A 26,526-nucleotide genomic window follows, 5' to 3' on the forward strand; every position below is an offset into this window, starting at 1 on the left:
CAGACCAGCGGTAGGTGCAGTCCGTCGGCGTCTCGAGTCTCCGGCTCACGGGTCGTTGTTCTCGGTTCTTTCCGGCGTTCTGTAGGGTTCGATCCCCGCGTCACCTTCGTGAGGAGGGCCGCCAACGGCCCTCCTCACGAGACCCGAGCGACCTCGACGAACAGCATCATGTTGTCGCGGTACCAGAAGGCAATGTCGGAGTCGTCGGCGAACGTGCGCTGCAGGACCGTTGTCGTCGCGTAGCCGCGTTCCTCGAACAGGCGCACCCAGTACGTGTGGGGTTGTTCGTTCACGTGGCCGTAGCCGCCCTGCCCAGGTGTCGCAGCGGAGAAGAGCACGCGGCTTGACAGCCCCACGAGGTCGTCGACGAAGCCCTCGGCGCGGGCGGGAGTCAGGTGCTCGGCGACTTCCAGACTCACGGCGAGGTCGAACCGCTCCGCCAGGCGAATCGGCTGTTCCAAGTCGTGCACCACGAATGCCTCCGGCGGTACGAGCAGCCGCTCCTTGTCGACGTACTCGCCGTCCACCCCGATCACACTGCAGCCCGCAGCCGCGAACGCAGCGAGCCACGCCCCCTCGCCGCACCCGACGTCGACCACGCTGGACGGGACCAGCCACTTCAGGAGATGGGGGACGACCCGCCGCGCTGCCGCCGACGCCGTGCTCGTGACGATCTCGAAGAACTCGCCGTCGTAGAGTTGGCCCGCCATCAATCTACGGTCGCATCCGGCGGGCTGTGGCACCAGCGGCGTCCATCGGATCGTGCCAGGGGTTCAAGGTTCGGATTCGCGCACCTCCACCCCGGTATTACGACGGGCGCTGTTGCGTGGTCGTCTCGTGGTCGAGCGCGTGATGACACAGTTCTGACAACAACGTGGGCTGATCAGGACGTTCTCGGATGACGTCCACGGTCGACTACGACGAGGTCAGCGGCCGGTAGCTGGATGGTCTCAGGAGTTCACACCGAAGAGGTCACTGGTTCGATCCCAGTATCGCCCACAGCCGAACGGCCTGGTCAGGAGCTTCTAGCGGAGCTCAGGACCGGGCCGTTCGCTCGTTGTGGGACGGCCTGAGCAACTGGGTGAGTAACTCCCGCCACGCACGGGGAAGACGGACGCGGTCCTCGGCCATCGGGTTCGTCATCGGTGTCACCGTCGGCGCCTACGGCTGCTCCTACTTCGGCATGACCCAGCGGTAGGTACCCCGACCAGGCGCCCCGATCCCCGTGGGGAGCGCCGCGGCTCTCGACGGCTCCTCGCTGTCACCACCTCCGGGCCCGCGTGCGCGCGAACCACCACACGGCCGGTGGGACGGCGAGCAGCAGCATGGCCCCGCCCGTCTTCAGGACGATCTCGGCGAGGACGAGCCCGATCCCCCCGATCGTCGACATGACGATGAGGGCGGTCCTCGTCACGCTCCGCCGTGCGCGCGGTCCGCCGGCGCCCAGCAGTCCCGCCAGCGCCGGGTCGTCCTCGCTCAGCGCCTCCTCGATGACGAGCAGGCGGCGCCGCTCCTGCTCGGTGAGCCACACCCGCCGCCGCTCGTACCTGCTCGGGTCCACCTCTCACCTCCACCGCGTCGGCTCGTCACCGGGGGTGCGCCGGCTGGGGTCGGACGACGCGGCCCCGCGAGCAGCAGCAGCACTCATCCCAGGCTCCCGCCGTCCCGGGCGCGTCCTCCGCACCCACCCGGTGATCGTCTGGCGTCGGACGGCGCCGGACATCACCCGGCGCGGATGACGCGACCGCGTGGCCGCGACCGGGCCGGTTCACCCGTCGGGGATGAGGGGCTGCCTCTCGGCACGCACCACGATCGCCGGGAGCCCCACCAGCACAGCAGGAGGTTCCCGATGTCCGTCCCCCGGCAGGCAGCGCGCCCGGCGTCCACCACCGCGGCGACCCAGCCCCCACGACCAGGAGGGGCGGCGGTCTGGGTCGTGAGCATGAGCCTCTTCGCCGGTGTCCTCATGATCCTGGCCGGGATCCTGAACGCCGTGCAGGGGGTCGTCGCGCTGTTCGGCAACGAGATCTACCTGAGCACGCCCCGGTACGCCGTCGCCGTCGACCTCACGGCCTGGGGGTGGACGCACCTCGCCCTCGGTGTCCTCGTCGCCGCAGCCGGTGTCGCCGTGCTCTCCGGACGGGCCTGGGGCCGGGTGGTCGGGATCGTCGTCGCGGCGCTGACGATGGTCTCGAACTTCCTGTGGATCCCGTACTACCCGGTGTGGGGCGTCGTCGTCATCGTCCTGGACGTCATCGTGATCGCCGCCCTGTGCTCCTGGAGCAGGGCCGCGGCGCAGGCCGTCTGAGGCCCGGTCACGCAGTCCGGCCCGACCACGGAGAGACGCGCCGACCTGCTCCGAGCAGTTCGCCCGCATCGGGTCGAGCATCGGCCGCCGGCTGCAGGGGCCGGGGATCGGCGAGGCGCAGATGCAGGCGGCGGTGGCCGGGACGGACCCGTGGAACGTCGTGGCGTCGCCTCGTGGGTGGCCGGCCGACGGCGATCGCGGTGCTCGTCGACGCCGATCCGCGGACCCGCCCCTGGCAGCCCGCAGTTGGGGCCGACGGCCGAGACCCGTGCCCTGTTCGAGGCCGAGATCGCGCGGGAACGGGCCGAGCGCAGGGCGCGGCCCGCAGCGACCGGGTCGCCCGCCGTGAACGGCGACGGCCCGGGTCCGGCCCACACCTTGACCCTGCCCGGTCAGCTCCGAGGGTGCTCCTCGTCGGCCGCGCGCCGCCGGACCGCGACCTCCACGGCGCCGAGCAGGAGCTTCGCGATCACGCCGAGGGCGGTGAGCCCGACCAGCATCTGGCTCGTCGTGACGACCCGGGCCAGGTCGGTGCGCGGGACGATGTCGCCGAACCCGACCGTCGCGAAGACGGTCACGGTGAAGTACAGCGCATCGGTCCGGCTGAGCTCCTCGGAGAAGCTCTCGGGCTGGTCGGCGGCGATGACGGCGTAGGTCCCGGCGTAGAGCACGATCAGCAGCGTCAGCCCGGTCGCGACCGCCTGGGCGGCGCGCAACCGCGGCAGGTGCGAGCGCGCGATCGCCCGCACGTCCCACGCGATGAGCAGGGCGACGACGAGCAGGCCGGCCCCGAACACGAGCCAGTCGACCGGTGCGAGGGGCCGGTCGAGCGGGAGCGCGTAGTACAGGGCGAGCAGGAGGACGACCGAGATCGTGGACCCCAGCACGGCGGACGCCGCCCTCCGCCGGTGATCGGCGCGGTGGAGCTCGGGGTACCGCTTCGCGGTCACCACCGGTGTGTCAGCGCTCCGCCGGCGGCACGGGGACGGCCGGGCCGTCGGCGGGACTGCGCCCGGCGAGCACCCGGACCAGCGCCGTGACCGCCGGCCCGATCCCGCGGGGAGCGGCCGCGGCGGGAGCGACGCCCGGCGCGTCGACGGGGGTGCGCACGCGGAGCGCACCGGGGAGCGAGCGGAAGTGCAGCGGTGGGGCGAGCTGCAGCGCCTCGCCGTCGACGCCGACGTCGACCAGCAGGTCGTCGGAGTCGATGACGAACTCCGGGGTGGTCCACGCGCGGTAGCCGCGGAAGCGCTCGATGTGCCCGCTGGTCTCGGCGGCGATGAGGGCAGGGAGGTCGCGGGCGCGGTCGACCGTCACCGTCACCACGCCCAGCACCCCGGCGTCGGTGCGCGCGCGGGTGCCGAAGCCGTTGAGCGAGTCGAGCCGGTAGACGTTGTTGGAGACCAGCACGACGTGCGCCGGGTGGGCGAGCTGCCCGTCCGGGCCCGCGTAGCGCAGGTCGAACCCGGCCGCGCCCGATCCGAGCAGGTCGGGCAGGACCTGCGCGGTGGTGGCCATCTTCGCGTCGCGGTAGGCCGCGGACTGGACGACGGTGGCGTAGACGCCGAGGGAGGCGTTGTTGACGAACACCCGGTCGCCGATCAGGGCCAGGTCGACGCGCCGTTCGACCGCGTGGCCGTAGGCCGCGAGCGCGGCGGCGACGTCGGCGCGGTCCAGCCCGAGGTCGAGCGCGAAGTGGTTGCGGGTGCCGGCGGGGACGCAGACGAAGGGGATGCCACGGCGGTGCGCCACGTCGGCGACCAGCGCCTGGGATCCGTCGCCCCCGGCCATGCCGATGACGTCGGCGCCGTCGGCGATCGCGCGCTCGGCGAGCTCCCGCAGGTCGTCGCCGCGCTGCAGCACGATCGGCGTGACGCCCTGCGCACGGGCGGCCGCCTCGAGCCCGAACCGCTCGACCTTCCCCCCGCCCGACCACCGGTTCATGATCAGCACTCCGTGGGCCGCCGGCCCGACCTCGCGCATCCCGGCCGGTGCGGTGGCCATGTCGTGCCCGAGCGCCACGCGGGCGGCGGCGGTGGACACGAGCACGAGCCCGATGAGGCCCGCGGCGCGCAGCGGGGTGCCGGTGAGCAGCAGGACGACGAGCCCCAGCAGCGCCGCGCCGGCCGCAACCGCCGCGATCACCCGGGGGGTGCCGCGGTTCACCAGCGCGGTCCAGCCGGCCATGGCGACGACGGTGACGAGGACGACGGCCACCAGCAGTCGGACGGGGTCGTCGAGGAAACCGACGACGGCGAGGGTGATCGCGAGCAGGAGCGCGACCAGCGCGCCCGCGGCTGCGACCCGGCGCCCGGCCGTCGGTGCCGGGCGCACCGACGGGGTCGCGCGGCCGGCCGCGGCCGGTGTGCCCTCGGAACCATCCATGGCTGAGCGCCTTCCCTCGGTGCGGCGACGTGCGCCCACCGTGGGCGGGCCGCGCCGCCCTGTCCTCACCCGACCCGGATGACCCCGCCGCCGGGCCGTGGGGTTCCTCGTGTCGCCGCTGTCGTTCCGCCGGCCGGCACCGCCGCCGACGCTGTCCGTCCTGCTCGGGGCGCTGCTGGCCGTCGGCTACCTGACGGCCGGCTGGGCCTGCTGTGGTCGGCGCTGAGCCGGGAGCGCCGGTCCCCGCAGGACGCGCTGGTCCGCTCGCTCGTCGTCGACTGCTGGCGGCGGGCTCCCGGCTTACGGGCCGCGCTCATCCGGAGCAGGTGACGCGGCCGGCGGCGAGCGGCGGGAGTCTGCACGGCACCCACGAACCGGGAGACACCGATGGTCCAGACGCAGAGCGGAAGCGCGCCCCGCCCGATGGAGGACGCGCTGACGGTCGACGAGCGCGCCGAGCTGGAAGGGCTGCGGCGGGAGAACTCGACCCTGCGCGCAACCGGCGCGCGGCCACCGCGCCGGAGGATCCGCTGGCGGTCGGTCGTCGCCGTCGTGCTGATCGTCCTCGGCTGCCTGCTGGCGCCCCTGTCGCTGGTCGCCGTCTGGACGAACGGAGAGGTGTCGGACACCGAGCAGTTCGTCGAGACCGTGGGACCGCTGGTCGACGACCCCGCCGTGCAGGAGGCGCTCACGAACCGGGTGACCACCGAGGTGTTCCAGTACGTCGACGTCGAGGGGTTGGCCGGCCAGGCGCTCACGGCCCTGCAGGCCCAGGGACTGCCGCCGCAGCTCGTCGAGCGGGTCGGCGCGTTCACCCCGGCCCTTGCGACGGCGGTGACCGGCTTCGTCCGGGACAAGGTCGCCCAGCTGGTGGCGAGCCCGCAGTTCGCGGCGGCGTGGGAGCAGGCCCTGCAGGTCTCCCACCAGCAGCTGGTCACCGTGCTCTCGGGGGACAGCGAGGCGATCGTCGTCCAGGGCGGGACCGTGTACCTGGACCTCGCGCCCTTCATCCAGGCGGCGAAGGAACGGCTGAGCGCCGAGGGGTTGAAGGCCGCCGACCTGATCCCCGACGTCCACCCGACCATCGCGCTCGCCCCGGCCGACCAGCTGGTGCGCGCCCAGTTCGCCTACACCGCGCTCGACTCGGTCGCGACCGTGCTGCCGTGGATCACGGTGCTGCTGCTGGCCGTGGGCGTGTACTTGGCCCGGGTGCGGATGCGCGCCCTGGTCGCGGTCGGCCTCGGGGTGGCGCTGGCCCTGGTCGTGCTCTCTGCCGGCCTGCTCGTCGCGCGCGGTCTGCTGGTCGGCGCGGTGCCGGTGACCGGGGCGGCCGCCGCCGCGTCCGGCTTCGACATCCTCGTCGCCCCGCTGCGCACCTCCGGGCGGGTGCTGCTGGTCCTCGCGCTGGTCGTGGCCCTGGGCGCGTTCCTGGCGGGATCCTCGCCGACGGCGACGGCCCTGCGAGCGCGGGCGGGGCGCGCCCTCGGGAGCGTCCGCGGCGCGCGGACCGCCACCGGTCCGGTGGGGACCTGGGTCGGCGCCCACGTGCGGGGACTGCGGATCGGGGCGGTCGCGCTCGCCGCGCTGCTGTTCGTGTTCCTCCCGCAGCCGACCCCCGCTGCGATCCTGGTCATCGCGACCGTCCTGCTCGTCGTGCTCGCCGGGATCGAGTTCCTCGCCCGCCCGGGCCGCGCGCCCGAGGTGCCCGCCGCGCCGGCGACGACGGCCGTCTGACGCGGGAGCCCGTCACGCACCCGCACCGTGCGGCGGACGGAGCCACCGCGTCGCGGTCGCGGGGGTAGTGGCGGGAACCGACCCACAAGGCGAGGGCGGCGACCCCGCACGCGGCGGGGAGCACCGCCGTCGCGGTCAGGGCGCCGGCCAGGACGAGGGCGAACTGCCACGGCCGCGCCCGCGCGGGGCGCGGGCCGCCGCCCGGTCGGCCGCGTGGGCGAAGGCGATCATGCCGACCATCCCCGCGAGCACCACCGCGGCGGTCAGGGCGGACGCGGGGCCGGGGGACAGGCCGTAGGACCGGCCCAGGTGGCTGGGCAGCCAGGTCTAGAGCGTCGAGACGACCATCACGGCGGTGGGGAGCGCCCCGAGGGCGATCGTGAGCGAGACGACCGAGACGCCGTCTCCGCACGGTCGACCTCCGGGATCGCGGGATCAGCGCCGGGCTCCACTGCCGCCACCCCGGCGGAGGCGCCTCTCATCCGGCCCGGGCGGTGCCCCGCCCGGCCGACGCGCGCACTGTGGGGCGTGCGAGGTCCGGGGCAGGGGACCGGGGGCGGCGTCCACAGGAGATGAGGGCCGTATGGCGACCGGACGGTACGAGTTCCGGGTGGACGGCAGGCTGTCCGACGAGGCGCGGGCCGCGTTCCTCGACATGCAGATCACCGAGGCGCCACCGCAGACCGTGCTGGACGGTGACGTGCTCGACGAGTCGCACCTGCACGGGATCATCGCCCAGTTGCAGGCGCTGGGGATCACCGTCGTGTCGGTGCTCCCCGTGCCGTGAGGCGCGCGCCGCCCGGCGCCGCCCTGCGCACCGGTGGCCCGTCGCACACCGACCGGGGATCCCCGCGTCACCACCGACCGCGGTACCTGTCCCGCAGCCCTCGCCCGTCCGGGTCGTAGAGCAGCCGGTAGACCGGCTCCGCCCAGAGCCTCGTGCGCAGCGGCAGCGACTCGGGCTCGTGGTGGCGCAGCCGGCCCGGTGGCCGAGGGCCGCGCTGTCCGTCCCGGTGCCAGTCGCCGAGCGCATCGGCGGCCTCGGTCACCGCCCGCACCGCGTCGTCCGGGTCGACGAGGTCCGCGTCCTCGCCCGGCGCGCGGTCCAGGTGCTCGCGCATCAGCCCGAGCCGCAGGTCCCTCGCGAACACGCGGGCACCGTCGCCGTCGCCCGCAGGATCGACCGGCTCGCGGTCGTCGCTCCGGTCGTCCAGCACCGACACCGTCAGCTCGCTGTCGTGGCTCCAGGACCGGCGGTTCAGGTTGGCGCTTCCCACCGCCGCCCACACGTCGTCGATGACGGCCACCTTCGCGTGGACGTAGACGGCAGTGCCCGCCCGGTTCTCCAGGTCGAGGACGTGGACGCGGTCGGCCGCGGCCTTCCAGCACACCTCGAGGGCCGACAGGCGCCCCACCTGGTTGGGCGGCAGCGCGAACCGGCCGTCGACGTCGGGGTGCCTCGGCACGACGACCACGAGGTGCAGCCGGGGGTTCCGCTCCAGCGCGTCGGCGAGCAGCCGGGCGATGTGCGGCGACCACATGTACTGGTCCTGCAGGTACACCAGGCGCCGCGCCCGGCCGAGCGCCTTGGCGAAGCCCCGGGCGACCGAGCGCTCACCGTCGGGGGCGAAGGGGTAGCCGGGCCGGATCGAGGGGTAGGTGCGCAGCACCTGGACCGTCGCGGACCCGGCGGGCGCCGGGTCGCCGGGCCGGTCGGGGAGCGGGTCGGCGACGACGTCGGTGTGGGTGAGCAGGTCGTGGACGCGGGCGATCGGAGCGTGCCGGTCCAGCGCGTGGGGGTCGTCCCACCGCTCGCGGAACACCGCGTCGAGCATCCCGACGGCCGGTCCCCGCACCTCCAGCTGCACGTCGTGCCACGGGGGGCGGTCGCCGTACGCCGGGTGCAAGGGCAGGCTCTGGGGATCGCCGTGGTGTGCGGCGTCGTCGCGTCGGGAGTGGCACAGGTCGATGCCGCCGGCGAACGCGACGTCGCGGTCGGGGTCGTCGGGGTGGCGCAGCACCACCAGCTTCTGGTGGTGCGATCCGGCCCGGCGGACCCGCTGGTCGAGCAGCACCTCGCCGCCCGCGGCGTGGACCTCCTCCCCGAGCTGGCGGTTCTCCCGCCCGCTGTAGGACAGCGCGTCGGAGTGGGAGCGCCACATGAGGCCCTTCACCACGACCCCGCGCCGGGCGGCCGCGCCGAACAGGTCGCCGATCGTGGGACCGGTGGGGCCCATCCGCTGGTCGGCGTCACCCCGCCAGTCGGTGAAGAAGAGGTGATCGCCGGCCTGCAGCGCCTCCACCTCCTCGGCGAGCCGGGCGAAGTAGACCGCTCCGTTCACCAGGGCCCGCACCGCGTTGCCCGCGGACCAGGCCGGGAGCCGGCAGGCGGGGTTCCCGCGCTCGTGCGCGGTCAGGAACCACGTGCCGACCTCCATGGGCCTCCTCGCTCCGGCGTGCGAGGGTAGCCCAGCCGGGATGCCGTCGGCCGTCCGTGAGCTCCTCGACCGCTGTGCCGACGTCGTCGCCCCTCGCGACGACATCGGCACAGGCGGCCCCGCCGACGGCAGGGGCTGCCGTCGGCGGGGTCGTTCCGTCCCCACGGGCTCAGTCGCGACGGTCGCGCCTGCGGGCCGTCCGCCTCGCTGTGCGCCGCGCGACCCTACGTGATCCGAACATGGTCACCTCCTCTGCTCTCGGTAGCGCCCGTCCCCGCGTCACGTCGACACGGTGGCGGTCTCCAGGCCGTGCAGCTGCGCGGCCTCCTCGGCGGACAGCAGGCCGAGCCCGATCAGGTCCAGCGGGCTGATGAAGCCGTCGTTGATGCGGAAGCCGCCCGCCCGGAACACCGCGTCCCTGAGCGGGACCGCCCAGTGGTGCTCCAGCAGGACGAGTGCCGCCGCCGAGTCGTCCGGGATCTCGGCGAGCACGTCCCACGCGTCCTCGTCGGAGAAGACGGCGATGCCGTCCGCCGCGGCTGCGGCGCCGGCCTGCGCCCCCGCCTCCATCCCGGGCTCCCCCTCGAGCCCCAGGCCGATCAGGGCGCCGACCTTGCTGCCCACCTCGACGGCCTCGTCGGTCGAGAGGTTGCTGAGGTGCATCACCTCGACCTCCCCGCCGGCGTCCTTGTACACCGCGAGCGCGTCGATCACCCGGACGGTGTCGCTCTCCCTCAGCCGCTCGAGCTCGCTGATGATCTCGCCGTGGAAGTCCGGGTCCCGGAATCCGAGCACGATGAGCTGAACCGGTCCGATCGCCATGTCGTGTCCTCTCGTCGCCACCAGCGGTCCGCGGTTCCGCATGCGACCCGCGGGCCGTTCGCGTGAGCCTGCCGCCCCACGGGCGGGCGACGCCTCATCCGGTGCGGGTGGACGGCGGCCCCACCGGTGGATCCACTGCTCACGGCTGCTCCGTTCCCACGAGTGGACGAGCAGGGTCCCGACGGCGGCGACCACGACCTGCCAGAGCACCCGGTCGAACGCCTCGCGGCTGCTCTGCTCCTGGGCCGCCGTGCGCTCGTTCATCCTGCGACCGCGCGCGATGAGGTGGACGAGAGACCCGAACCACGCGGACAGGAGCGTTGATGGGGCTCACCGTTGCCCGGTCGTCCGCGACGGGCATCACCCGCGGAGGGCGACTCGCCCGTCCGCGCCGCCGTCCGCGCGGGCCGCCGGCCGGGCCACCCGGAGGAGGTGACGACCCGGGCCGGTGTCGCGCCGACACTGCGGCGGTTCCCCCCACTCCTCACGAACGGAGCCCGCCGTGTCGGATGTCGAAGTCAGCCGGACCGAGTCCCTCACCCGTCACGAGGCCGCCCGGCGGCTCGCCGCGCTGGCCGCCGCACTGTCCGACGGTGGCGAGGTGGAGCTGGCCCTGGGATCCAGCGTGGTCACGCTGCGCGTCCCCGACCACGTCCGGTGCGAGGTGGAGGTCGAGGTGGACGGGGCGGAGGTCGAGCTCGAGGTGGAGCTGAAGTGGTCGACGGCACCGGCCCGGCAGGAGGAGCCCGCGGAGCCGCCGTCGGAGGCCGAGGTCGAGGCCAAGGCCAAGCCGCGCCGCCGCGCCCGGGCCGCGGGGTGATCGCATCCACGCCGGGCGGAGGGTGCTGCCGGCCCGTCGCCTCACGAGGATCACGTCGTGAGCGGCACGCGCACCACCTGGTCGAGCGCCCGTCCGGTGTGCCGGGTCCCCGTCCACGACGCGGCGGCCCCGCCGGCCACGATCGTCGCGGCGGCGGTCAGTGGACGCTGCTGCCCAGGAGCCCCCGCTCGCGGGCGGTGAGCACCGCGAGCCGCCGGCTGCTCACGCCGAGCTTGCTGTAGATCGACCGCACGTGGCTCTTGACGGTGTTGACCGACACGATGATGTCGGCGGCGATCTCGTCGAGCGAGAGCAGCGAGGGCAGGAGCTCGAGCACCGTCAGCTCCCGCTCGCTCAGAAGCGCCTCCTCGTGCCCGCGTCCGGCGCCGGCCGCCAGGGCCCGGTCGACGAACGCGTCGGACGCGCCGAAGCTCCCGCGCTGGTGCACCAGCATCTCCCGGACGCCCGGTCCGGCGTGCGCGAACGGGCGCACGGCGTCGATCAGCTCGGCGGCGGTCAGGGCGCTGAGCAGTGCCCGGCGGGCCGCCGGCCGCTCGCCGGCCGTGAGGGCGATGGAGGTCTCGATCAGCCAGGCGTCGACGACCGTGTGCGGCAGCACGGTGGCCACCGGGCCGTCGAGCACGGGGCGCAGCAGGGCGCGGGCGTGCTCGTGGCGGCCCGCTGCGGCGTCCGTCCAGGCTCGCATCACCGCGGCCTCGCCGACGTCCCCCAGGTGTTCGGCGAGCCAGGTGAGCACGGTGCGGGTCGCGACGGAGTGGCCGAGCAGCTGGGCGGCGCGGAACTCCAGCATCGCCGCTGCAGCGCACTGCTCCTCGCTCCCGTCGTGGTCGCCGAACTCCGACCGCGCCTGCTGCAGCTCGGCCAGCCCGGCGGCGCGGTCCCCGAGGTCGAAGACCGCCGCGCCGTGCACCGCGCGCAGGACGTACCGGAGCGCGGGTGACCAGGCGACCGTCCCCCCGAGCAGGGCCTCGGCGCTGCGGTGCTCGGCGACGGTGGGATCGGCGCGCAGCAGCGCGGTGTAGCTCGTCATCGCGCTGGCGGCCCCGGACCACTGGGTGCTCTCCCAGCCGTGGTCGGCGGCGATGTCGAGGGCCTGTCCGCTCGCCGTCCGCATGGCCCGCATGTCACCGGTGGTCCCGGCGACGACGCCGAGCAGCGCGAGGCACTGCATCGCCAGGTAGTCGAACGCGTGGCGGCGGCTCAGCGCCAGCGCCGCCCGGAGCTCCGTGCCGGCACCGACCAGGTCGTGGTGGCCGAGCTGGCTGCTGCCGCGGGTCAGGCGGGCCAGGGCCTCCAGCTCCGGTTCCGCCGACAGCACCTCGAGCTCGGCGACGGTCGCGGGCACCGGTCCGGACGGGACCGCGGCCAGTTGGTCGGCGACGGCGCGGAGCACGGCGAGGTCGGCACCGCCGTCCGCGGGCGACGACCGTCGCCCGCGCCGCAGGTCGCTCTGCGCGGCCGACAGCTCGCCGGCCTCCAGGTGCGTCAGCGCCGAGGCCAGGGCCAGCGTCGGGTCGGAGGTCGTGGCGGGCGCGCCGATCGTCGTCATCGCGCGTCGCAGCGGGCCGTGGTCCCCCGCCAGGACGAGCCGCACCGCGAACCGGTGCAGCAGCTCGGCGACCAGCGGGGTGTCGCCGCTGCGGGTGGCGTGCTCCAGGGCGTCCACCGGCTGGTCCTGCGCGGCCCACCACCGGGCGGCCGCACCGTGCAGGTCGGCGGTGCGACGCACGCCCAGCCGCCGGAGCTCGGCGAGCAGGTGGGTGCGGAGGAGCTCCTGGACCTGGTAGGCGTCGCGCCCGGGGCCCGTCGCGGTGACCAGCGACGTCTGGCGCTCCAGGGCGTCGAGGACGCCGCCCGCGGCGTCCCGGCCCGTGAGCTCGGCGGCGAGCCCGACGGGTACCGGATCGCTGATGCTGATCACCCGCAGGAACTCCTGCACGTCGGCGGGCAGGTCGGAGAGGATCTCCCCGATGAGGTAGTCGGCCACCGACCGGTCGTCCCCGGAGAACTGGGTCAGGAACGCCTCCCGGTCGGCCGACTCCGCCAGACCGAGGGCCGCGAGCCGCAAGCCTGCGGGCCACCCCCCGGTGCGGCGGTGCAGCACGTCGACCTGCGGTCGCGACAGCTCCAGCCCCGCTCCCGCCAGGAGCGCCCCGGCCTGGTCGGGGGTGAACGCCATCTGCGCCGCGCGCAGCTCCCTCAACCGCCCGGCGAGCCGCAGCCTCGGCAGGGACAGCGGCGGGTCGAGCCGGCTCGCGAGCACCAGGCGGACGGTGCTGGGCATGATCGTGAGGAACCTCGCGAGTGCCCGCAGGACCTGCGGCTCGACCAGCTCGTGGACGTCGTCGAGGACGAGGTGGACGGGGCGCGGGAGGGCGAGGAGGGACTCGGCGAGCTGGTCGGGGTCGGGGGCCCGCCGCTGGTCCGCCCCGATGTGCGGCTCGCCGGCGGACGGCACCGACGGGCAGGTCGCGAGCGCCGCCACCACGGCGGCCCAGAGCCGCCCGGGGTCGTTGTCGTCGCGGTCCACGGTGACCCACGCGGTGTCCGTCAGCGTGCTCGACCTCGCCCAGTCGGCGAGCAGCAGCGTCTTCCCGTACCCGGCCGGTGCGCAGACCAGGACGACGTCCGCGGGTGCTGCGGGGTCGAGGTCGGCGCGCAGTGCGGCGCGCTCCACGAACCCCGGCGGGAGTCGCGGCACGGCGATCTTGGCCTGCGGGACGAGCACCATGTGCGATCCGTTCCCCTGGCCGGTCCGCACCGGGGTGGACGACTGACCGGCGGCTCGGATCGACATCGTCCGGTGGCACGTGCGGAGATGACGATAGGGCTGCCACCCAGCCGTGTCCATGAGCGTGAGCCCGGTGGAGCCCGGCCCGGCTCATCTCCGGCGGGCGACGCCGGGCCGCTGCGGCGGGCGCAGGGTGGGCGCGGTCGTCGTCGTACCCGAGTCGGGAGGGAGGCGGTCGCCATGGGCGCCGCACGGTCATCCCGGCAGTGTCGCGACGGCCCGCGCCACCGTGCACCACCCGTCGAGGTGACCCGGGACCGGGCGGTGGGTCGTGGTCCGGTCACTCCGCGAACCACACCTCCACCAGGTCCTCGGCGGCCAGGCCCTGGTCCTGGGCGATCCGCTCGACGGCCGTGGCCAGCGCCAGGCTGAGCGCCACGGCGACGTCGCGCAGCGCGGCCGGGCCGCGCTCCCGGACGGTCCGGTCCACCAGCTCGTCGAGCGCGGCGACCCCGCGTTCGTAGTTGTGGTCGTCCGACAGCAGAGCCCGCATGGCCAGCAGGACCGCCCGCTGCGCGTGGTCGTCGGGTTCGCCGCTCACTCGTGCTCCTCGGGGCCACGCGACGCCGCCTGCGGAGGAGCCGGGGCGCGACGTGACACTAGCCCTCCCACTCTTCGTGGCGCTGCGGCGGGAGCAGGTGCCGGCCCGCCCGGGCTCCTCCGCTGCGGGCGATGCGTCCCCCGGGCGCCTCGACGAGCGTGTCGACCATGTGGACCGCCCTGCTGGTGCCCGTGCTCGCCGGGGTGTTCCTGCTGGTCATGGAACGGCTGGAGACGACGCTGCTCGACGTCGCACCGACCGGTGGGCGGGCAGTCCGGACGTTGCCGAGGACCAGGAGCCGCACCTCGGGCCGGAGGAGCGCGGCCGGCCACCTCGGTGAGCGCGCTCCGCGGCGGGTTCACCCGTCGGGGATGGGGCCCCTCGCGCCCGGCGGCCGGAACCTCGGCGTGTGATGGCGATGGCGTGGCCCGCCCCCGACCGGCCGTCACGCTCCCCGCGGCGGCGGCACTCGGTGCGGCGTCGTCGTGGGTCTCCGGGCGGCACGGCGCACGTGGTCGCGGTGGCGGTCGCCGCCGTCGCCCACCCGGCTCGGGGCGTGACCCGGCCGCGTCGCGAGCGAGGGGGCGACGGAGGCGGTTCACCGGGCCCTGCGCCGTTCGGCCGGGCCGCGGACGCGCCGGACGGCGCTGTACTCCCCGGCGCGGTCGGAGTTGACTCGGGCCTGCGGCGGTCGACCGCCGACGGAGCAGGGGGGCCGGTGGCGATGGAGGTGGAGCGCGCTCGCCCGCGGCGGTCGAGCACGTCGGTGCCTGCGCTCGCGCGCCGTGACGCGCACGTCCGCTCAGCCGTCGATGCCCCCGCTGCCGCACTGCGGGCAGATCCCGGTCGCGGCGGGGAGCCGCCGCAGTTCGACGAGCTCCAGCCCGAGCGCCTCGATCCGCGCGATGAAGCCGTGCAGGGCGGCCCGGTCGGCCGCGCGCCCGACGAGCAGCGTGCCCGTCGCCGACTCCGCGGCGGTGAGCGGTTCGAGCGCCTCGAGCAGGACCGGCCTCAGCCGGCCGGTGACCCGGAAGCTGTACTCGGCGTCCACCTCGTCCTCCCCTCGGGGAGGGGCGCCGCCACCGGTGGCGGCGCCCCCCGCACCATCGTGGGAGCAGCGGGGTGACCGCGTCTCCTCCTCGCAGCATGAGGGACGCCGACCCCCGGTTCGCCGCTCCCGTCGCCACGAACGTCGTCGTCCGCCCGCGCCTGCACGAACGGCTGACGGAGGGGGTGGCGGGGTCCTGCGTACTGATCGCGGCCCCGGCCGGCTGGGGCAAGACGCTGCTCGTGGGTTCGTGGCTCGGCGGTGCGGGGCGCGGCGCCGGCGGCACGGCGGGCCGTGACGCGTGGGTCTCGCTCGGCTCGCGCGACGACGACCTGCCGGGTTTCTGGGCGGCCGTCGTCGACGCCCTGGCCCCGGCGGTCGGCGAGCGGGCCACGGCCGAGCTGCGCAGCGCCGTCGCCGCCGGCGACCTGGACCACCTGCCCGCCGGGGTGGCCGCAGCGACGGCTGCCGTCGAGCCCTCCGTCGTCCTCGTGCTCGACAACCTGCACGAGATCACCGCCCTCGCCGTGCACGAGAGCCTGCTCCGGCTGGTCCAGCGGCCTCCGCCCGGCCTCCGCCTCGTCGTCACCACCCGCCGCGACCCGCCCTGGCCGCTGAACCGCCTGCGCCTCGCCGGCGTCCTGACCGAGATCCGGGCCGCCGACCTCGCCTTCGGACCGGGGGAGGCGCGCGCCCTGCTCGACGGGCTCGGCATCGACCTCGACGACGTCCACGTCGGGCGGCTGGTGGGACGGACCGAGGGGTGGGCGGCCGGACTGCGGCTCGCTGCACTGGAGATGCAGGGAGGCGTGGATCCCGCCGGCTTCGTCGACGCGTTCTCGGGCGACGACCACGCCGTGGCGGCGTACCTCCTGGACGAGGTGATCGACCGGCTGGCCCCGGACGTGCTCGACTTCCTCGTCCGGGTCAGCATCCTCGACGTCGTGTCCGCCGATCTCGCCGACGCGATGACCGGCGGCCGCACCGGTGCGTCGACGCTCGCGGAGCTGGCCGCGTCCCACCTGTTCGTGCACGCCGTGGGCAGCGGAGGCCGGTGGTACCGGCTGCACCGGCTGATCGCCGACGTCCTCCGCACCCGGATCACCCGGCCCCGCACCTCCCGCGACCTCCACCGCCGGGCCGCCGAGTGGTACCTCCACCACGCGATGCCCCTCGAGGCCGTCCGCTACGCGCTGCGCGGGCGCCTGTGGCCGCTCGCCGCGGAGGTCCTCGGCGTCCACCTCCTGCCCCTCGTCGTCCGGGACGATCCGCAGGAGATCGACACCCTCCTCTCCGCGGTGCCCCGAGAGGTCCTCCTCGGCCACCCGGAGCTCGCCGCGGCCCTGGCCGGGGTGCGCTCGTACCACGCCTCACCCCACGACGCCCGGGAGATGGCCGCTGCCGCCCGGGCCGGCGTCGACTCGCTGCCGCCACGTCGTGCGACCAGGCTGCGGCTGGTGCTGGAACTGATCGACATCGCCGCCCGCCGCGCGGACGGCGACCTCACCGCCGTGGCGGCCGCCTGCCGCCGGATCCCCCGGGACCCGGCCGTGCTCGCGGCCAGCGGCCTCGCCGGTTGGGACCTCGTACCGATGCTGGCCGCCTCCAACGCCGGCACGGCGGAGTACTGGACCGGGGACCTCGTCGAGGCGGAGGCGCACCTGCGGGAGGCCGACGACCTGGACCGGTCCGGTGGCGTCCTGCGGCCGCACCTCAACGCAGCCGCCCACCTCGCGCTCCTGCGCTGCGAGCAGGGCGACCTCGTCGCCGCGGAGGACGGGGCGCGGTCGGTGGTCGACCGGGCGACCACCGCCGGCTGGGCGGTCTCGGTGCAGGTCGTCGCGGCCTACCTGACGCTGGCCCGGGTGGCGCTGGACCGGGACGACCGGGCCGGGACCGACCGCTGGCTCGGCCAGGTGGCCGAGGTCGAGGCGGTCATCCCCGAGGCCCACGTCCGGCTGGCCGCGGCCGCGCTGGCCGCGCTCCGCCGGGCGGACACCGGGGATCCGGCCGGGGCGCTGTCCGGGCTGCGCTCGGCGACGGCCGACCTGGCCGGCCGCGCACCCCCCGCGCTCGCCGCCGGGCTGGGTCGGGTGGAGGCGGACCTGCTGCGCGGTCTCGGGGACCTGCGGGGTGCGGAGGAGGTGCTGGCCGGGCTGCGCGGCCCACCGACGGCCGCACACGCACACGCACTCGCCCGACTGAGGCTCGCGACGGGGGACCGCGTTGCTGCCGCGCAGGTGCTCGACCGGTTCCCCGACGACGACGCGACGGTGCGCGGGCTGGTGGAGGGCGGCGTCCTGCGGAGCCTGGTCGCCTGGCCGGACGAGCCGGAGGCCGCGCTCGCCCGGCTGGAGCGCGCACTGCGCGCCGCCGCCCCGTTGGCCGTGCGACGGCCCTTCCTGGTCCAGGCGTCGCTCCTGCGCGACGCGCTCGGCGCCAGGATCGAGGCCGGCAGCTCCGCGTCCGCCTTCGCCGTTGACCTCCTGCGTAGGATGTCCGGTGGAGGCGGTGGACCGCCGGCGACCCTGGTCGAGCCGCTGACCGCGCGGGAGCAGCACGTCCTCCGCTATCTCGCGAGCACGCTCTCGAACACCGAGATCGCCTCCGAGCTCTACCTGTCGGTCAACACGGTGAAGACGCACCAGCGGATGGTCTACCGCAAGCTCGCGGCGGGCGGGCGGCGGGATGCCGTGCGACGGGCGAAGGAACTGCGCCTCTTGTGAAACGGGCGGTCACGACGGGGGAACTGCGCTCATCCCGGCGGAGTGAGCCGGGGTCATCCCGTCCGGCGGGATCGTGCGGCCGTTCGCAGCACGTCCACGAGCGAGGGGCAGTGACGCCATGCCGGTTCCAGCAGCGGGGAACACGGTGGCCGGGGCCGAGGACGCGTCCGTGCCGCGACCCCGGTTGCTCGCCGCGCTCGCGGACGCCGCGGAGCGGACGGTCCTGGTCTGCGCGCCCCCCGGGTTCGGCAAGACCTCGCTGCTCGTGGACTGGGTGCGTACCGCCACCCCGGCCACCCCGACCGCCTGGGCCGATGCTTCCCCCGCTCGGGACGGGCCACTCTGGCCGGTGGTCCTCGCCGCGCTGTCCTCCTGCCCCGCGGTGCCGGCCGGGAGCGCGGTCCACGCGCTCGCCGGCGGCGCGACCGCGGCGCGGTCGGCCCCCGCCGCGGACGTCGTGCGCGCGCTGGACGTCCTGCCGGTCCGCGTCACGCTCGTCCTGCACGACGTCCACGGGCTCGGACCCGCCGGGCTCGCCGATCTCGACGCGCTGGTCGCCGCGCGCCCGGCCGGGATCCGCCTCGTCCTCTGCAGCCAGTCGGACACCCCGGGGGCGCTGTCGTCGCTCCGGTCCGCGGGGCTGCTCGGCGAGGTCCGGGCGGACCTGCTGCGCTTCTCGACCGACGAGACCCACGACCTGCTGCGGCGCCTGGACCTGCACCTCACCGCGGGCCAGGTGCGCGACGTCCGCGCCCGGACCGGCGGATGGCCCCTGGGTGTCCGGCTCGTCGGGGCCGCCCTGCGCGGCGGCGCAGATGCGGCCCCGTTCCTGGAGCGCCTCGCCGCCACGGACCGGTCGGTGGGCGACTTCCTCGTCGGGGAGGTGCTGGCCGGCCTGCCGGCCCCGGACCGCGACCTGCTCGTCGCCGTCGGCCCCGAGCCGGCCAGCGTGGACGACCTCGTCGTCCGCAGCGGCCGCCGTGATGCCGGTGAGGCCCTGGACCGGCTGGCCCGCGAGAGCCGGCTCGTCGGGCGGGAGCCCGGCGGTGCCTACCGCGTGCTCGCACTCGTGGCTCCCCGCCCGGGTCGTGGCAGCGGCGGCAGCGGTGCCCGCGGCCCCCGGACGACCGGGCACGGGGATCCCCGTTCGGCGCTCGACGACGCCCTCCGGGGCGGCGATCCGGTCGTGCTCGCGGAACTGGTGCACCGGTCCGCCGGCGTGCTGCTGGTGACGGGCGACCACGCCGTCCTCGGCGAGGCCCTGTCCCGCATCGGTGAGCGCGCGGTCGCCGCCGACGCCTGGCTGAGCGCCTGCGCGGCGCTGGTCCGCACCGAGGCCGGGAGTCCACTGGTGCCGAGCGACCGGCCGGGGTCCGCGGCGGGCGGGGTCCCGGCACCGTCCGCGAGGGCGGCCAGGCTCGCCGTCCTCGAAGCGGCCGCGGCGGTGTTCGCCGCGCTCGCCACCGGCGATCTCGGTGGGGCCCCGGGCCCGGTCGACGTGGCGCTGAGCCGGAGCGACTCGCCGGAGTGGACCGCCCTCGCCCTCGTGGGCGCGGGTGGGCGGGCGCTGCTCGTCCACCGCGACACGGCCAGGGCCACCGCCGCGCTCGAGGAGGCGGCGGAGCTGGCGCGCGCCCACGGATTCGGGCACCTCGGGATGCAGTGCCTCGGGCTGCTCGCCGGCGTCGCGGGCATCGAGGGCGACCACCGGTCGATGGTGGTCCGGGCGGCGGGCGCCGACGAGGCGGCCACCGCGGGCGGGTGGGAGTCGTCACCGTCGACGGCCGCGTCCCGGTGGATGCTCGCCTACGGGGCCCTGCTGAGGTCGGAGCCGGTCGAGGCGCACCGGCTCGCCGGTCGGGCGCTGCAGCGGGGCGGGAGCGCGCTGCACCCCCGCTACGTCCACGCACTGCGGGCGGTGCGCGGTGCGGCGGCGTTCGACGCCGGGCAGCGGCACCGCGGCCTCCGGGAGATGCAGGCGGCCAGGGCCGCGCTCGGCGAGGTCCGCCTGAGCGACGAGCAGACCGCCGTCCTGGCCGTGCTGGAGCACAGCGCCGCCGTCGCGCTCGACCTCCCGGCAGCCGCCGACGAGGTCCTCACGTGGCTCGCGGACCGCATCGGCGCCCGCGCCGAGGTCCTCGTGATGCGGGCGTGGGCGGCACAGGCGGCGGGCCGGGACCGGGCGGCCACGGCCCTGGTCGAGCCGGTGCTCGACGGCGTCGCCACCCCGGTCCTGCCGCACACCGCCGTGGAGGCGCTGCTGGTGGAGGCGGGCGCCCGTGTGGTCGAGGGTGACGTCCCCGCGGCACGTCGGGCCCTCCGCGACGCCCTGTCCTCCGGGGCGTGCCTCGACGTCGTGCGGCCGTTCGCGACGGCCGGGGGGCAGACGCGGGAGCTGCTGGCCGACCACGTCGTCCGCTCCGGCACCCCGGAGCCGTTCGCGGTGCGGGCCCTCGGCGCCGGTCCGCCGCGCGGCCGCGGCCCCCGCGACCTCGACGACGACGAGGTGCTGCTGCTGGCGCTGCTGCCCTCCGCCCTGTCGGTGGAGGAGATCTCCCGGGTGCAGCGCATCGCGGCCGGCGATGCGCGTGCTCGCCTCCGGACGCTCTACCGGAAGCTGGGGGCGAGCAGCCGCCGCACCGCCGTGTGGGCGGCCCGGGAACGCGGCCTGCTGCGCTGACCGGGGCGGTCAGTCCACGAACCACACGTCGGCCAGGTCGACGGCGGCGACCCCCTGGTCGGTGGCGATGCGCTCGAGCGCCGATGCGAGCTTGAGCGAGAGCTCGACGGTCATGTCCGTGAGTCCCGTGACGCCGGACTCCGCCAGCACCGCCTCCGCGACCTCGCGGGCCGCGGCGACTCCGCGCTCGTGGCAGTGGTCGTCCGACAGCACCGCCCGCACGGCGTCGTACGCCCGCGCGCGGGCGTAGAGCTCGACGGACCCACCGGAACCCGCTCGGTCGTCGGTCACGACGGTCCTCTCCTGGGGACCCGGCCCCGGTGCGATCCGGGGTGTGCGGCCGAGGCTACCCGTCATGGGCGGGACTCATTCCGGTGGATCACGACTGCGGGGCCGAGCGGCACGAGCGGTGCGGCCGGTTCGCCCGGCGCGGGTGACACCGGTCCGTGCGGCCCGCCCTAGCGTCGTGGCGTGACCCCTCCCGACCCCACTGCCGCTGCTCCGACCGTCGTCCGGGCACACCTCGTCGACGGGGTGGCGATCGGGCGCCGGGCCGTGCCCCGCGCGCTGGTGATCCTGGTGGTCGCCGCGGCCATCGTGGTGGTGCTCGCCGGCGTGCAGGCCACCGCGTGGCTGATCGGGCCGGTGTTCATGGCGCTGGTCGTGGTGATCGCGGTGGCGCCGGTGCAGACCCGGCTGCGCCGTCGCGGCTGGCCGGGGTGGGCGACCGGTCTTGTCGTCCTCGTCCTGGTCTACGCGATCCTGCTGGGTCTCGCGCTGGGCATCGTCGTCTCGATCGCCCGGCTGGCCACCGAGCTGCCGGCCTACGCCGCCGAGGCGCAGGGCCTGGTGGAGTCCGCGACGGGGCGGTTGGCCGCCTGGGGGATCGGTCCGGAGCAGCTCCGGCAGGCGGCGGGATCGCTGGACCTGGGCCGGGTCACCGGGGTGCTGAGCGCGCTGCTGAGCAGCGTCGCCGGGCTGGCGACGAACTTCGTGTTCCTGCTGGCGCTGCTGCTGTTCCTCAGCGTCGAGGCCGGCGGCGCGGGGGACCGCCTCGCCCTCATCGCGCGCGACCGGCCGGCCATCACCGACGCGCTGGGCCAGTTCGCCTGGGGCACCCGCCAGTACCTGATCGTGACCACGGTGTTCGGTCTGATCGTGGCGGTGCTGGACACCGTCGCGCTGGCGCTGCTGGGCATCCCGCTGGCCGTCACCTGGGGTCTGCTCGCCTTCATCACCAACTACATCCCCAACATCGGGTTCGTCGTCGGTGTCGTGCCACCGGCGCTGCTCGGGCTCCTCACGGGCGGCCCGTCGCTCATGCTGATCGTCATCCTCGTCTACTGCGTGCTCAACTTCGTGATCCAGTCGATCGTGCAGCCGCGGTTCATCGGCGACGCGGTCGGCCTGTCCGTCACCGTCACCTTCGTGGCCCTGGTGTTCTGGGCCTGGCTGCTCGGTCCGCTGGGCGCGATCCTGGCCATCCCGCTCACGCTGCTGGCCAAGTCCGTGCTGGTCGACGTCGACCCGCAGGCCCGGTGGGCCGACGCGCTCCTGCGGGCGTCGGCGACGGAACCCGCGCCGGCGGCCGCACGGCCCTCGGCACCACCTGCGCCCGACTCACCTCCACGGGATGACGGGACCGCTCCCTGACGGCGCGATCCTCCCCTCGCCCGCTCGTACCCGCGCCGCCCCAGGAGGGCCGATGTCCACACCCGAAGCACACCCCGACCAGAGCTACCGGTCGTACAGCGTCGACGATCAGCCCGCGGGCTGGGTCGTGGGACTGAGCCTCCTCGCCGGCGTCCTGATGATCATGGCCGGCGTGTTCAACGTCGTCCAGGGACTCGTGGCGCTGTTCGAGAACGAGGTCTACCTGACCACCCCCCGCTACGTCTTCGCCTTCGACCTCACCACGTGGGGCTGGATCCACCTCCTCATCGGCCTCGCCGTCGCCGTCGCCGGGTTCGGCGTCCTCGCCGGCCGGATCTGGGGTCGCATCGTGGGCATCGCGATCACGGCGCTGTGCATGATCGGCAACTTCCTCTTCGTGCCCTACTACCCCGTGTGGTCCCTGCTTCTCGTCGCGCTCAACGTCTTCACCATCTGGGCGCTGTGCGCCTACGACAGGAGCGCCCCCGAGAACACCTGAGCGGGTGTCGCAGCACCTGCCCGGTCGGTCCGCGGGCCGGTCGGTGGGGGAGTTCCCCGCCGGCCGGCCCGCCCGCCGTCAGCCGTGCGCGACGGAGGCTTCGATCCGGCGGCTACTGCCGGGCGGCGGCGATCCGAGCGACCGCCGGACCGGCCGGCCGGTCCACCCGCCCCCCGATCCCGTGCCGGTCGCCGACGGCGGCCGGCTCGCGGCCGCCCGGCTCGGGGAACGCCGTCGCCACCGCGGCGTCCAAGCGCCGGAGCTCCTCCCGGACCGCGGCGCGCCGCTCGTCCGGCACGACCACGAGGATCCGGTCGAGGACGGCTCGCAGGCGCCGGCACACCTGGACCGACGTGACGCCGTAGTCGCGCACCTCGGTCACCGCCAGCTCGAGGTACTCCTCCCACCCCGGCCCGGGGATCACGAGCCTCGTGGCCCCGCCGCGGCCGAGGGTGCACCTCGAGCGCAGGTCCGTGCGCGCCAGGACCTCCAGGAAGTCCTCGACGTAGTCCAGGACCTGCACCGCGGTCGTCGGATCGTTGATCGCGGGGGAGACCGCCCTCGTCGCGATGTCGACCAGGACGCGCATCGCGAAGGCCGGGTCCTGCTCGATCGTGCGCTCGCGGCCGAACGCGAACTGGTGGCGCAGGTGGTCGGCGGGCGGGGGGCCTGCGCCGTGCACCTGCGCCAGCACGGTGCCCGTGGTCACGAAGTCCCCGACGGTCCGGTCGAGCACGATCGTGCAGTCGTGCTCCTCGGCGGCGGACACGAGGGCGGCGAGGTTGACGGCCTGCACGACACCGGTCCGCTGGGCCACGAGGCTCCAGGTCGGACCCGGGACCGGGGCGGCGGCCGCGCCGTCCCGTGGGGCGCTCCCGTCCGCGCACATCTCGGCGGTCCAGCGGGCGAGCACCTCCTGCCCGGACCGGCTCACGAGCGCCGCCACGGCCACCGGCCGCAGGTCGTGGGTGAAGCGGTCGAGGTAGACCATCAGCAGGCCGAGGCTCGCCGCCACGGCGACGCCCGCCGTCGTGACGCCGACGTCCGGCACGGTGTCCTCGCCGATCCGGCGCAGCAGCGCGAACGCGAAGGTCAGGGTGCCGGCGAAGGTCGCCAGCACCACCTTCTGCAACCGGTCGCGGTACCACAGCCGCATGTACCGCGGCGAGAGCGTGCTCGTCGCCTGCTGCACGACGAGCACGCCGACCGTCACGACGAACCCGAGGAGGGCCACCATCGCCCCGACGATCGCGGTGAGGACCCCGCTGGCCGTCGCCGCCGAGTAGGTCCAGCCGGTCGGCAGGCGCACGGCGTCGTCCACGGCGAGGGCGACCTGGGCGAGGACGACCCCGAGGAGCAGACCGAGCACCGGCAGCACCCACAGGCTGCCCTTGAGGTACTGGCGGAGCTCGAACCGGACGGACCAGGGCATCACGGCGGCACCCGGCCGGCCGCGTCGGCCCCGGGCGGGCGCGCCCCGACCGACCGGCCGTACCGGGCGGCGAGGGGTGCGGCGCTCAACCCGTGGACGACCACGCTCAGCAGCACCGTCACGGCGATGACGACGACGGCCGGGTCGGCCTGCGGCCCGAGCTCCTCCACGGCGAGCAGGGCGAAGACCAGGGACGCCAGCCCGCGCGGCCCGAACCAGCCGACGAACGCGACGGTCCGCCGGTCGAGGCCCGAGCCGACCAGGGCGAGCGCGACGGGCAGCATCCGCACGACGGTGAGGCTCAGGACGGCGTACACCACGGTGACCACGTCCAGCCCGGCGAGCACCAGCGGTACCGCGATCAGGCCGAAGGCGATCCACACGAGCAGGGAGACCAGGCCGCTCGCCTGCTCCAGGAACACGACCTCCGCCGGCCCGCGTCGACCGGCCGCCGCGCCGAAGGCCAGCCCGCCGCAGAACGCGGCGACGAAGCCGTTCCCGCCGACCGCGACCGCGGCCAGGTAGCAGGCGAGGGCGAGCGCGAGGACGGCGATGCCCGCGAACTCCTCGGCGGACCACCCCCGGTGCCGGGCCCACCGCAGCAGGGCGCCCCCGCCGACGCCGGCCGCCACGCCCACGCCCACGCCCACGGCCAGCTCGACCAGCGCCGCGCCGACGCCGCGCCCCTCGGCGAGTCCCTCGGCGGAGGCGGCGCCGGCGATCGCGAGCATGACGACCGGCGTGGCGATGCCGTCGTTCAGCCCGCTCTCCACGGTGAGGAGCCGGCGGATCGGGGACGGCACCGCCGGGTTCGTCACGACCGGCACGCCCAGCGCCGCGTCGGTGGGCGCCAGGGCCGCGGCGACGAGCAGCGCGAGCCACACGCCGAGCCCGGGCGCCAGCCAGAGCGCCAGCAGCCACCCGAGGACGACCGTGAGGGGCAGGCCCACCCCGAGCAGGCGCACGTAGCGGCCCAGGTCGCCCCGGAGCTCGGCGACCCGCACCCGCGCGGCGTCACCGAAGAGCACCCAGACGAGGGTGAGCTCCACCAGCGGTTCGAGGCCCTCCGAGGCCGACGACGGGTCGGCCGCACCCAGCGCCGCCAGGACCGCGCCGACGACCACGAAGACGATGGGGGCCGTCAGGTCCGCCCGCTCGAACCGCGCGGAGACCAGCCCCCACGCGAAGATCGCCCCGGTGACCACCAGGAGCGCCGTCGTCACGTGCACGGCCGCCTCACCCGCGTGCGTCGACGTCGGGGGCCGGTGACCGCCCGAGCAGGGTCCGGATCCCGAGGAGCGCGGGCGGGGCCAGGAGCACGATCGGCACGACCGCCAGCACCGCCACCGGGAGACCGCCCGCGCCGAACAGGGCCGTGACGGCGGCGACCAGCGACAGGACCCACACCGCGGAGTAGGCGAGGGCGACCCACCGGGGCGGGGTCGTACCGACCGTCCAGCCGCGCCGGACCTGGGTCTTCAGCGCCAGCAGGAAGGCTCCGCCCGCGACGGCGCCCACGGTGAGGACGAGGAGCACGACGGAGGCGATCACCGGGTCCCGCTGGTTCGCCTCGGCCGCCGTGGCGACGAACAGGCCGGTGCACAGACCGACGACGAGCGCCTGGATCGGCGGCGGACGCTTGGTGAGGTACGCGGCGAGCAGCGCGAAGATCATCGGTCGTCCTCGATCCCGCCGGCCGGGTGGACGGCCGCCGCCATGCGGAAGCCGATGTTCCCGGCGCTGCTGTCCGGGGTGTTCGCGCTGCGCGCGGCGCACCGGTAGCGCCAGCAGTAGGACTCGTGGCAGAGGTAGGAGCCACCCCGCATGTTCCGCCGGCCGGGCCGCGCCGGACCGAACCGGTCGGCGCACCACTCCCAGACGTTCCCCGTCGTGTTGTGCAGGCCGTACCCGTTCGCCGGGTAGGCGTCGACGGGCGCGGTGCCGGCGAAGCCGTCCTCGCCGGTGTCGCGGCCCGGGAACCGGCCCTGGAACACGTTCATCCGGTGCTCGCCGCCGGGGGTCAGCTCGTCGCCCCAGGGGTACCGGACCCCGTCGAGCCCGCCGCGCGCCGCGTACTCCCACTCCGCCTCGGCGGGCAGCCGCCCGCCCGCCCACCGGCAGTACTCGCGCGCGTCCAACCACGACACGTGGACGACCGGGTGGTCCCCCCGGCCGTCGACGTCCGAGGCGCCGCCCTCCGGCCTGCGCCACGAGGCACCTGGCACCTCCCGCCACCAGGGCGCGGCCGCGACCGCCCGCGTCGGCGGGAAGTCGTCGGGCAGCAGGCCCCCGAACACGAAGGACGTCCCCACCCACTCCGCCGTCGTGACGTACCCGGTCGCCGCGGCGAAGGCGGCGAAGTCGTCGTTGCTGACCGCGTGCGGGGCGATCCGGAACGCCCCGACCCGGACGTCCCGCGCCGGCCCCTCGCCGTCGCCGGGGTAGCGCTGCTCGTCGGAACCCATCCTGAACACGCCACCGGGCAGCGCGAGCAGTGCCGTGTGGGGCTGCGTCGTCGGCGTGGTCGGCGTCCCGCCGGTGCGGCCCTCCGCCCGCACCCCCGCATCCGTCCCGCTGCGGGACACCCCACCGCAGCACGAGCTGTCCGTCGCATCCGACACCGGCATG

General features: G+C 75.5%; 24 protein-coding genes. 9 read left to right on the top strand and 15 right to left on the bottom strand.

Annotated features, from left to right (window positions below):
- Positions 1-134: 134 nt before the first annotated feature.
- Both HOP40_RS20970 and HOP40_RS20975 read right to left on the bottom strand, forming a co-directional pair.
- Entirely contained in the window at positions 135-710 is a 576-nt protein-coding gene (locus HOP40_RS20970) for a class I SAM-dependent methyltransferase (protein ID WP_172161155.1), read from the bottom strand.
- 551 nt (positions 711-1,261) lie between these two features.
- Entirely contained in the window at positions 1,262-1,561 is a 300-nt protein-coding gene (locus HOP40_RS20975) for a DUF3040 domain-containing protein (RefSeq protein ID WP_172161157.1), read from the bottom strand.
- A gap of 288 nt (positions 1,562-1,849) precedes the next feature.
- On the opposite strand from HOP40_RS20975, the gene HOP40_RS20980 reads away from it, so the two are divergent.
- Positions 1,850-2,308 carry a DUF7144 family membrane protein gene (locus tag HOP40_RS20980; protein ID WP_205346854.1) on the top strand — a complete coding sequence of 153 codons (459 nt, stop codon included), beginning with the start codon at positions 1,850-1,852 and terminating at the stop codon, positions 2,306-2,308.
- Positions 2,309-2,700: 392 nt separating this feature from the next.
- Here the strand turns inward: HOP40_RS20980 and HOP40_RS20985 are convergent, their stop codons facing one another.
- Positions 2,701-3,258, bottom strand: a complete 558-nt coding sequence (locus tag HOP40_RS20985) for a potassium channel family protein (RefSeq protein ID WP_172161159.1) — start codon at positions 3,256-3,258, stop codon at positions 2,701-2,703.
- 10 nt (positions 3,259-3,268) lie between these two features.
- Entirely contained in the window at positions 3,269-4,693 is a 1,425-nt protein-coding gene (locus HOP40_RS20990; RefSeq protein ID WP_172161161.1) for a diacylglycerol/lipid kinase family protein, read from the bottom strand.
- A 97-nt stretch (positions 4,694-4,790) separates the two neighbouring features.
- Here HOP40_RS20990 and HOP40_RS36470 point away from each other — a divergent pair, with 97 nt between their 5' ends.
- The 3 genes from HOP40_RS36470 (at position 4,791) to HOP40_RS21000 (ending at position 7,214) form a co-directional block, all read left to right on the top strand.
- Positions 4,791-4,919 (top strand): hypothetical protein, encoded by a 129-nt coding sequence (locus HOP40_RS36470; protein ID WP_275691302.1) that lies wholly within the window; start codon positions 4,791-4,793, stop codon positions 4,917-4,919.
- A gap of 161 nt (positions 4,920-5,080) precedes the next feature.
- Positions 5,081-6,427 carry a hypothetical protein gene (locus HOP40_RS20995; RefSeq protein ID WP_172161163.1) on the top strand — a complete coding sequence of 449 codons (1,347 nt, stop codon included), beginning with the start codon at positions 5,081-5,083 and terminating at the stop codon, positions 6,425-6,427.
- A gap of 583 nt (positions 6,428-7,010) precedes the next feature.
- Entirely contained in the window at positions 7,011-7,214 is a 204-nt protein-coding gene (locus HOP40_RS21000) for a BAR domain-containing protein (RefSeq protein ID WP_172161165.1), read from the top strand.
- Positions 7,215-7,281: 67 nt separating this feature from the next.
- Here the strand turns inward: HOP40_RS21000 and HOP40_RS21005 are convergent, their stop codons facing one another.
- Together HOP40_RS21005 and HOP40_RS21010 are read right to left on the bottom strand one after the other, a co-directional pair.
- On the bottom strand, positions 7,282-8,865 hold the full coding sequence (locus HOP40_RS21005; RefSeq protein ID WP_172161166.1) for a phospholipase D family protein: 1,584 nt from the start codon (positions 8,863-8,865) through the stop codon (positions 7,282-7,284).
- A 279-nt stretch (positions 8,866-9,144) separates the two neighbouring features.
- Entirely contained in the window at positions 9,145-9,687 is a 543-nt protein-coding gene (locus HOP40_RS21010) for a hypothetical protein (protein ID WP_172161168.1), read from the bottom strand.
- Positions 9,688-10,189: 502 nt separating this feature from the next.
- Between HOP40_RS21010 and HOP40_RS21015 the strand changes: the two genes are divergently transcribed.
- Positions 10,190-10,507 (top strand): amphi-Trp domain-containing protein, encoded by a 318-nt coding sequence (locus tag HOP40_RS21015; RefSeq protein WP_172161170.1) that lies wholly within the window; start codon positions 10,190-10,192, stop codon positions 10,505-10,507.
- A gap of 157 nt (positions 10,508-10,664) precedes the next feature.
- Here HOP40_RS21015 and HOP40_RS21020 read toward each other — a convergent pair whose 3' ends face one another.
- The 4 genes from HOP40_RS21020 to HOP40_RS21035 all read right to left on the bottom strand — a co-directional run bounded on the left by HOP40_RS21020 (position 10,665) and on the right by HOP40_RS21035 (position 14,911).
- Positions 10,665-13,259 carry a winged helix-turn-helix domain-containing protein gene (locus tag HOP40_RS21020; RefSeq protein WP_172161172.1) on the bottom strand — a complete coding sequence of 865 codons (2,595 nt, stop codon included), beginning with the start codon at positions 13,257-13,259 and terminating at the stop codon, positions 10,665-10,667.
- 340 nt (positions 13,260-13,599) lie between these two features.
- Positions 13,600-13,860, bottom strand: coding sequence for a hypothetical protein (locus HOP40_RS21025; RefSeq protein ID WP_172161174.1), 261 nt, complete (start codon positions 13,858-13,860; stop codon positions 13,600-13,602).
- A gap of 58 nt (positions 13,861-13,918) precedes the next feature.
- Entirely contained in the window at positions 13,919-14,080 is a 162-nt protein-coding gene (locus HOP40_RS21030; RefSeq protein WP_172161176.1) for a hypothetical protein, read from the bottom strand.
- 582 nt (positions 14,081-14,662) lie between these two features.
- Positions 14,663-14,911 (bottom strand): hypothetical protein, encoded by a 249-nt coding sequence (locus HOP40_RS21035; RefSeq protein WP_172161178.1) that lies wholly within the window; start codon positions 14,909-14,911, stop codon positions 14,663-14,665.
- A gap of 95 nt (positions 14,912-15,006) precedes the next feature.
- On the opposite strand from HOP40_RS21035, the gene HOP40_RS36475 reads away from it, so the two are divergent.
- A complete protein-coding gene (locus HOP40_RS36475; protein ID WP_172161180.1) occupies positions 15,007-17,634 on the top strand; it encodes a winged helix-turn-helix domain-containing protein in 2,628 nt (875 codons plus the stop codon).
- A gap of 169 nt (positions 17,635-17,803) precedes the next feature.
- The gene (locus HOP40_RS21045; RefSeq protein WP_172161182.1) at positions 17,804-20,314 is read left to right on the top strand and encodes a MalT transcriptional regulator family protein; all 2,511 of its coding nucleotides are present in this window, start codon (positions 17,804-17,806) and stop codon (positions 20,312-20,314) included.
- Positions 20,315-20,323: 9 nt separating this feature from the next.
- Here the strand turns inward: HOP40_RS21045 and HOP40_RS21050 are convergent, their stop codons facing one another.
- The gene (locus tag HOP40_RS21050) at positions 20,324-20,605 is read right to left on the bottom strand and encodes a hypothetical protein (protein WP_172161184.1); all 282 of its coding nucleotides are present in this window, start codon (positions 20,603-20,605) and stop codon (positions 20,324-20,326) included.
- A 180-nt stretch (positions 20,606-20,785) separates the two neighbouring features.
- On the opposite strand from HOP40_RS21050, the gene HOP40_RS21055 reads away from it, so the two are divergent.
- A complete protein-coding gene (locus tag HOP40_RS21055) occupies positions 20,786-21,967 on the top strand; it encodes an AI-2E family transporter (protein WP_240157179.1) in 1,182 nt (393 codons plus the stop codon).
- 52 nt (positions 21,968-22,019) lie between these two features.
- The gene (locus tag HOP40_RS21060; protein ID WP_205346855.1) at positions 22,020-22,466 is read left to right on the top strand and encodes a DUF7144 family membrane protein; all 447 of its coding nucleotides are present in this window, start codon (positions 22,020-22,022) and stop codon (positions 22,464-22,466) included.
- A 112-nt stretch (positions 22,467-22,578) separates the two neighbouring features.
- On the opposite strand, the gene HOP40_RS21065 is transcribed toward HOP40_RS21060, so the two are convergent.
- The 4 genes from HOP40_RS21065 to HOP40_RS21080 are packed head-to-tail and all read right to left on the bottom strand — an operon-like array spanning position 22,579 to position 26,525.
- Positions 22,579-23,898, bottom strand: coding sequence for a DUF2254 domain-containing protein (locus HOP40_RS21065; protein WP_172161186.1), 1,320 nt, complete (start codon positions 23,896-23,898; stop codon positions 22,579-22,581).
- Positions 23,898-25,121 (bottom strand): cation:proton antiporter domain-containing protein, encoded by a 1,224-nt coding sequence (locus tag HOP40_RS21070; protein WP_240157180.1) that lies wholly within the window; start codon positions 25,119-25,121, stop codon positions 23,898-23,900. The genes HOP40_RS21065 and HOP40_RS21070 overlap by 1 nt, the downstream gene beginning before the upstream one ends.
- 13 nt (positions 25,122-25,134) lie before the next feature.
- Entirely contained in the window at positions 25,135-25,572 is a 438-nt protein-coding gene (locus tag HOP40_RS21075; RefSeq protein WP_172161190.1) for a hypothetical protein, read from the bottom strand.
- Positions 25,569-26,525 carry a formylglycine-generating enzyme family protein gene (locus HOP40_RS21080; RefSeq protein ID WP_172161192.1) on the bottom strand — a complete coding sequence of 319 codons (957 nt, stop codon included), beginning with the start codon at positions 26,523-26,525 and terminating at the stop codon, positions 25,569-25,571. Before HOP40_RS21080 ends, HOP40_RS21075 begins: the two co-directional genes overlap by 4 nt.
- Position 26,526 lies beyond the last annotated feature (1 nt).

This window comes from Pseudonocardia broussonetiae (assembly GCF_013155125.1).
In the GTDB taxonomy this organism is placed as follows: Bacteria; Actinomycetota; Actinomycetes; order Mycobacteriales; family Pseudonocardiaceae; genus Pseudonocardia; species Pseudonocardia broussonetiae.

Coding starts and splice junctions, on each gene's coding strand:
- HOP40_RS21000 (WP_172161165.1), top strand. CDS start 7,011: ATGGCGACCGGACGGTACGAGTTCCGGGTGGACGGCAGGCTGTCCGAC.
- HOP40_RS21020 (WP_172161172.1), bottom strand. CDS start 13,259: ATGGTGCTCGTCCCGCAGGCCAAGATCGCCGTGCCGCGACTCCCGCCG.
- HOP40_RS20970 (WP_172161155.1), bottom strand. CDS start 710: ATGGCGGGCCAACTCTACGACGGCGAGTTCTTCGAGATCGTCACGAGC.
- HOP40_RS21075 (WP_172161190.1), bottom strand. CDS start 25,572: ATGATCTTCGCGCTGCTCGCCGCGTACCTCACCAAGCGTCCGCCGCCG.
- HOP40_RS21010 (WP_172161168.1), bottom strand. CDS start 9,687: ATGGCGATCGGACCGGTTCAGCTCATCGTGCTCGGATTCCGGGACCCG.
- HOP40_RS21065 (WP_172161186.1), bottom strand. CDS start 23,898: ATGCCCTGGTCCGTCCGGTTCGAGCTCCGCCAGTACCTCAAGGGCAGC.
- HOP40_RS20980 (WP_205346854.1), top strand. CDS start 1,850: ATGTCCGTCCCCCGGCAGGCAGCGCGCCCGGCGTCCACCACCGCGGCG.
- HOP40_RS36475 (WP_172161180.1), top strand. CDS start 15,007: ATGAGGGACGCCGACCCCCGGTTCGCCGCTCCCGTCGCCACGAACGTC.
- HOP40_RS20995 (WP_172161163.1), top strand. CDS start 5,081: ATGGTCCAGACGCAGAGCGGAAGCGCGCCCCGCCCGATGGAGGACGCG.
- HOP40_RS20990 (WP_172161161.1), bottom strand. CDS start 4,693: ATGGATGGTTCCGAGGGCACACCGGCCGCGGCCGGCCGCGCGACCCCG.
- HOP40_RS21030 (WP_172161176.1), bottom strand. CDS start 14,080: ATGACCAGCAGGAACACCCCGGCGAGCACGGGCACCAGCAGGGCGGTC.
- HOP40_RS21005 (WP_172161166.1), bottom strand. CDS start 8,865: ATGGAGGTCGGCACGTGGTTCCTGACCGCGCACGAGCGCGGGAACCCC.
- HOP40_RS21060 (WP_205346855.1), top strand. CDS start 22,020: ATGTCCACACCCGAAGCACACCCCGACCAGAGCTACCGGTCGTACAGC.
- HOP40_RS21080 (WP_172161192.1), bottom strand. CDS start 26,525: ATGCCGGTGTCGGATGCGACGGACAGCTCGTGCTGCGGTGGGGTGTCC.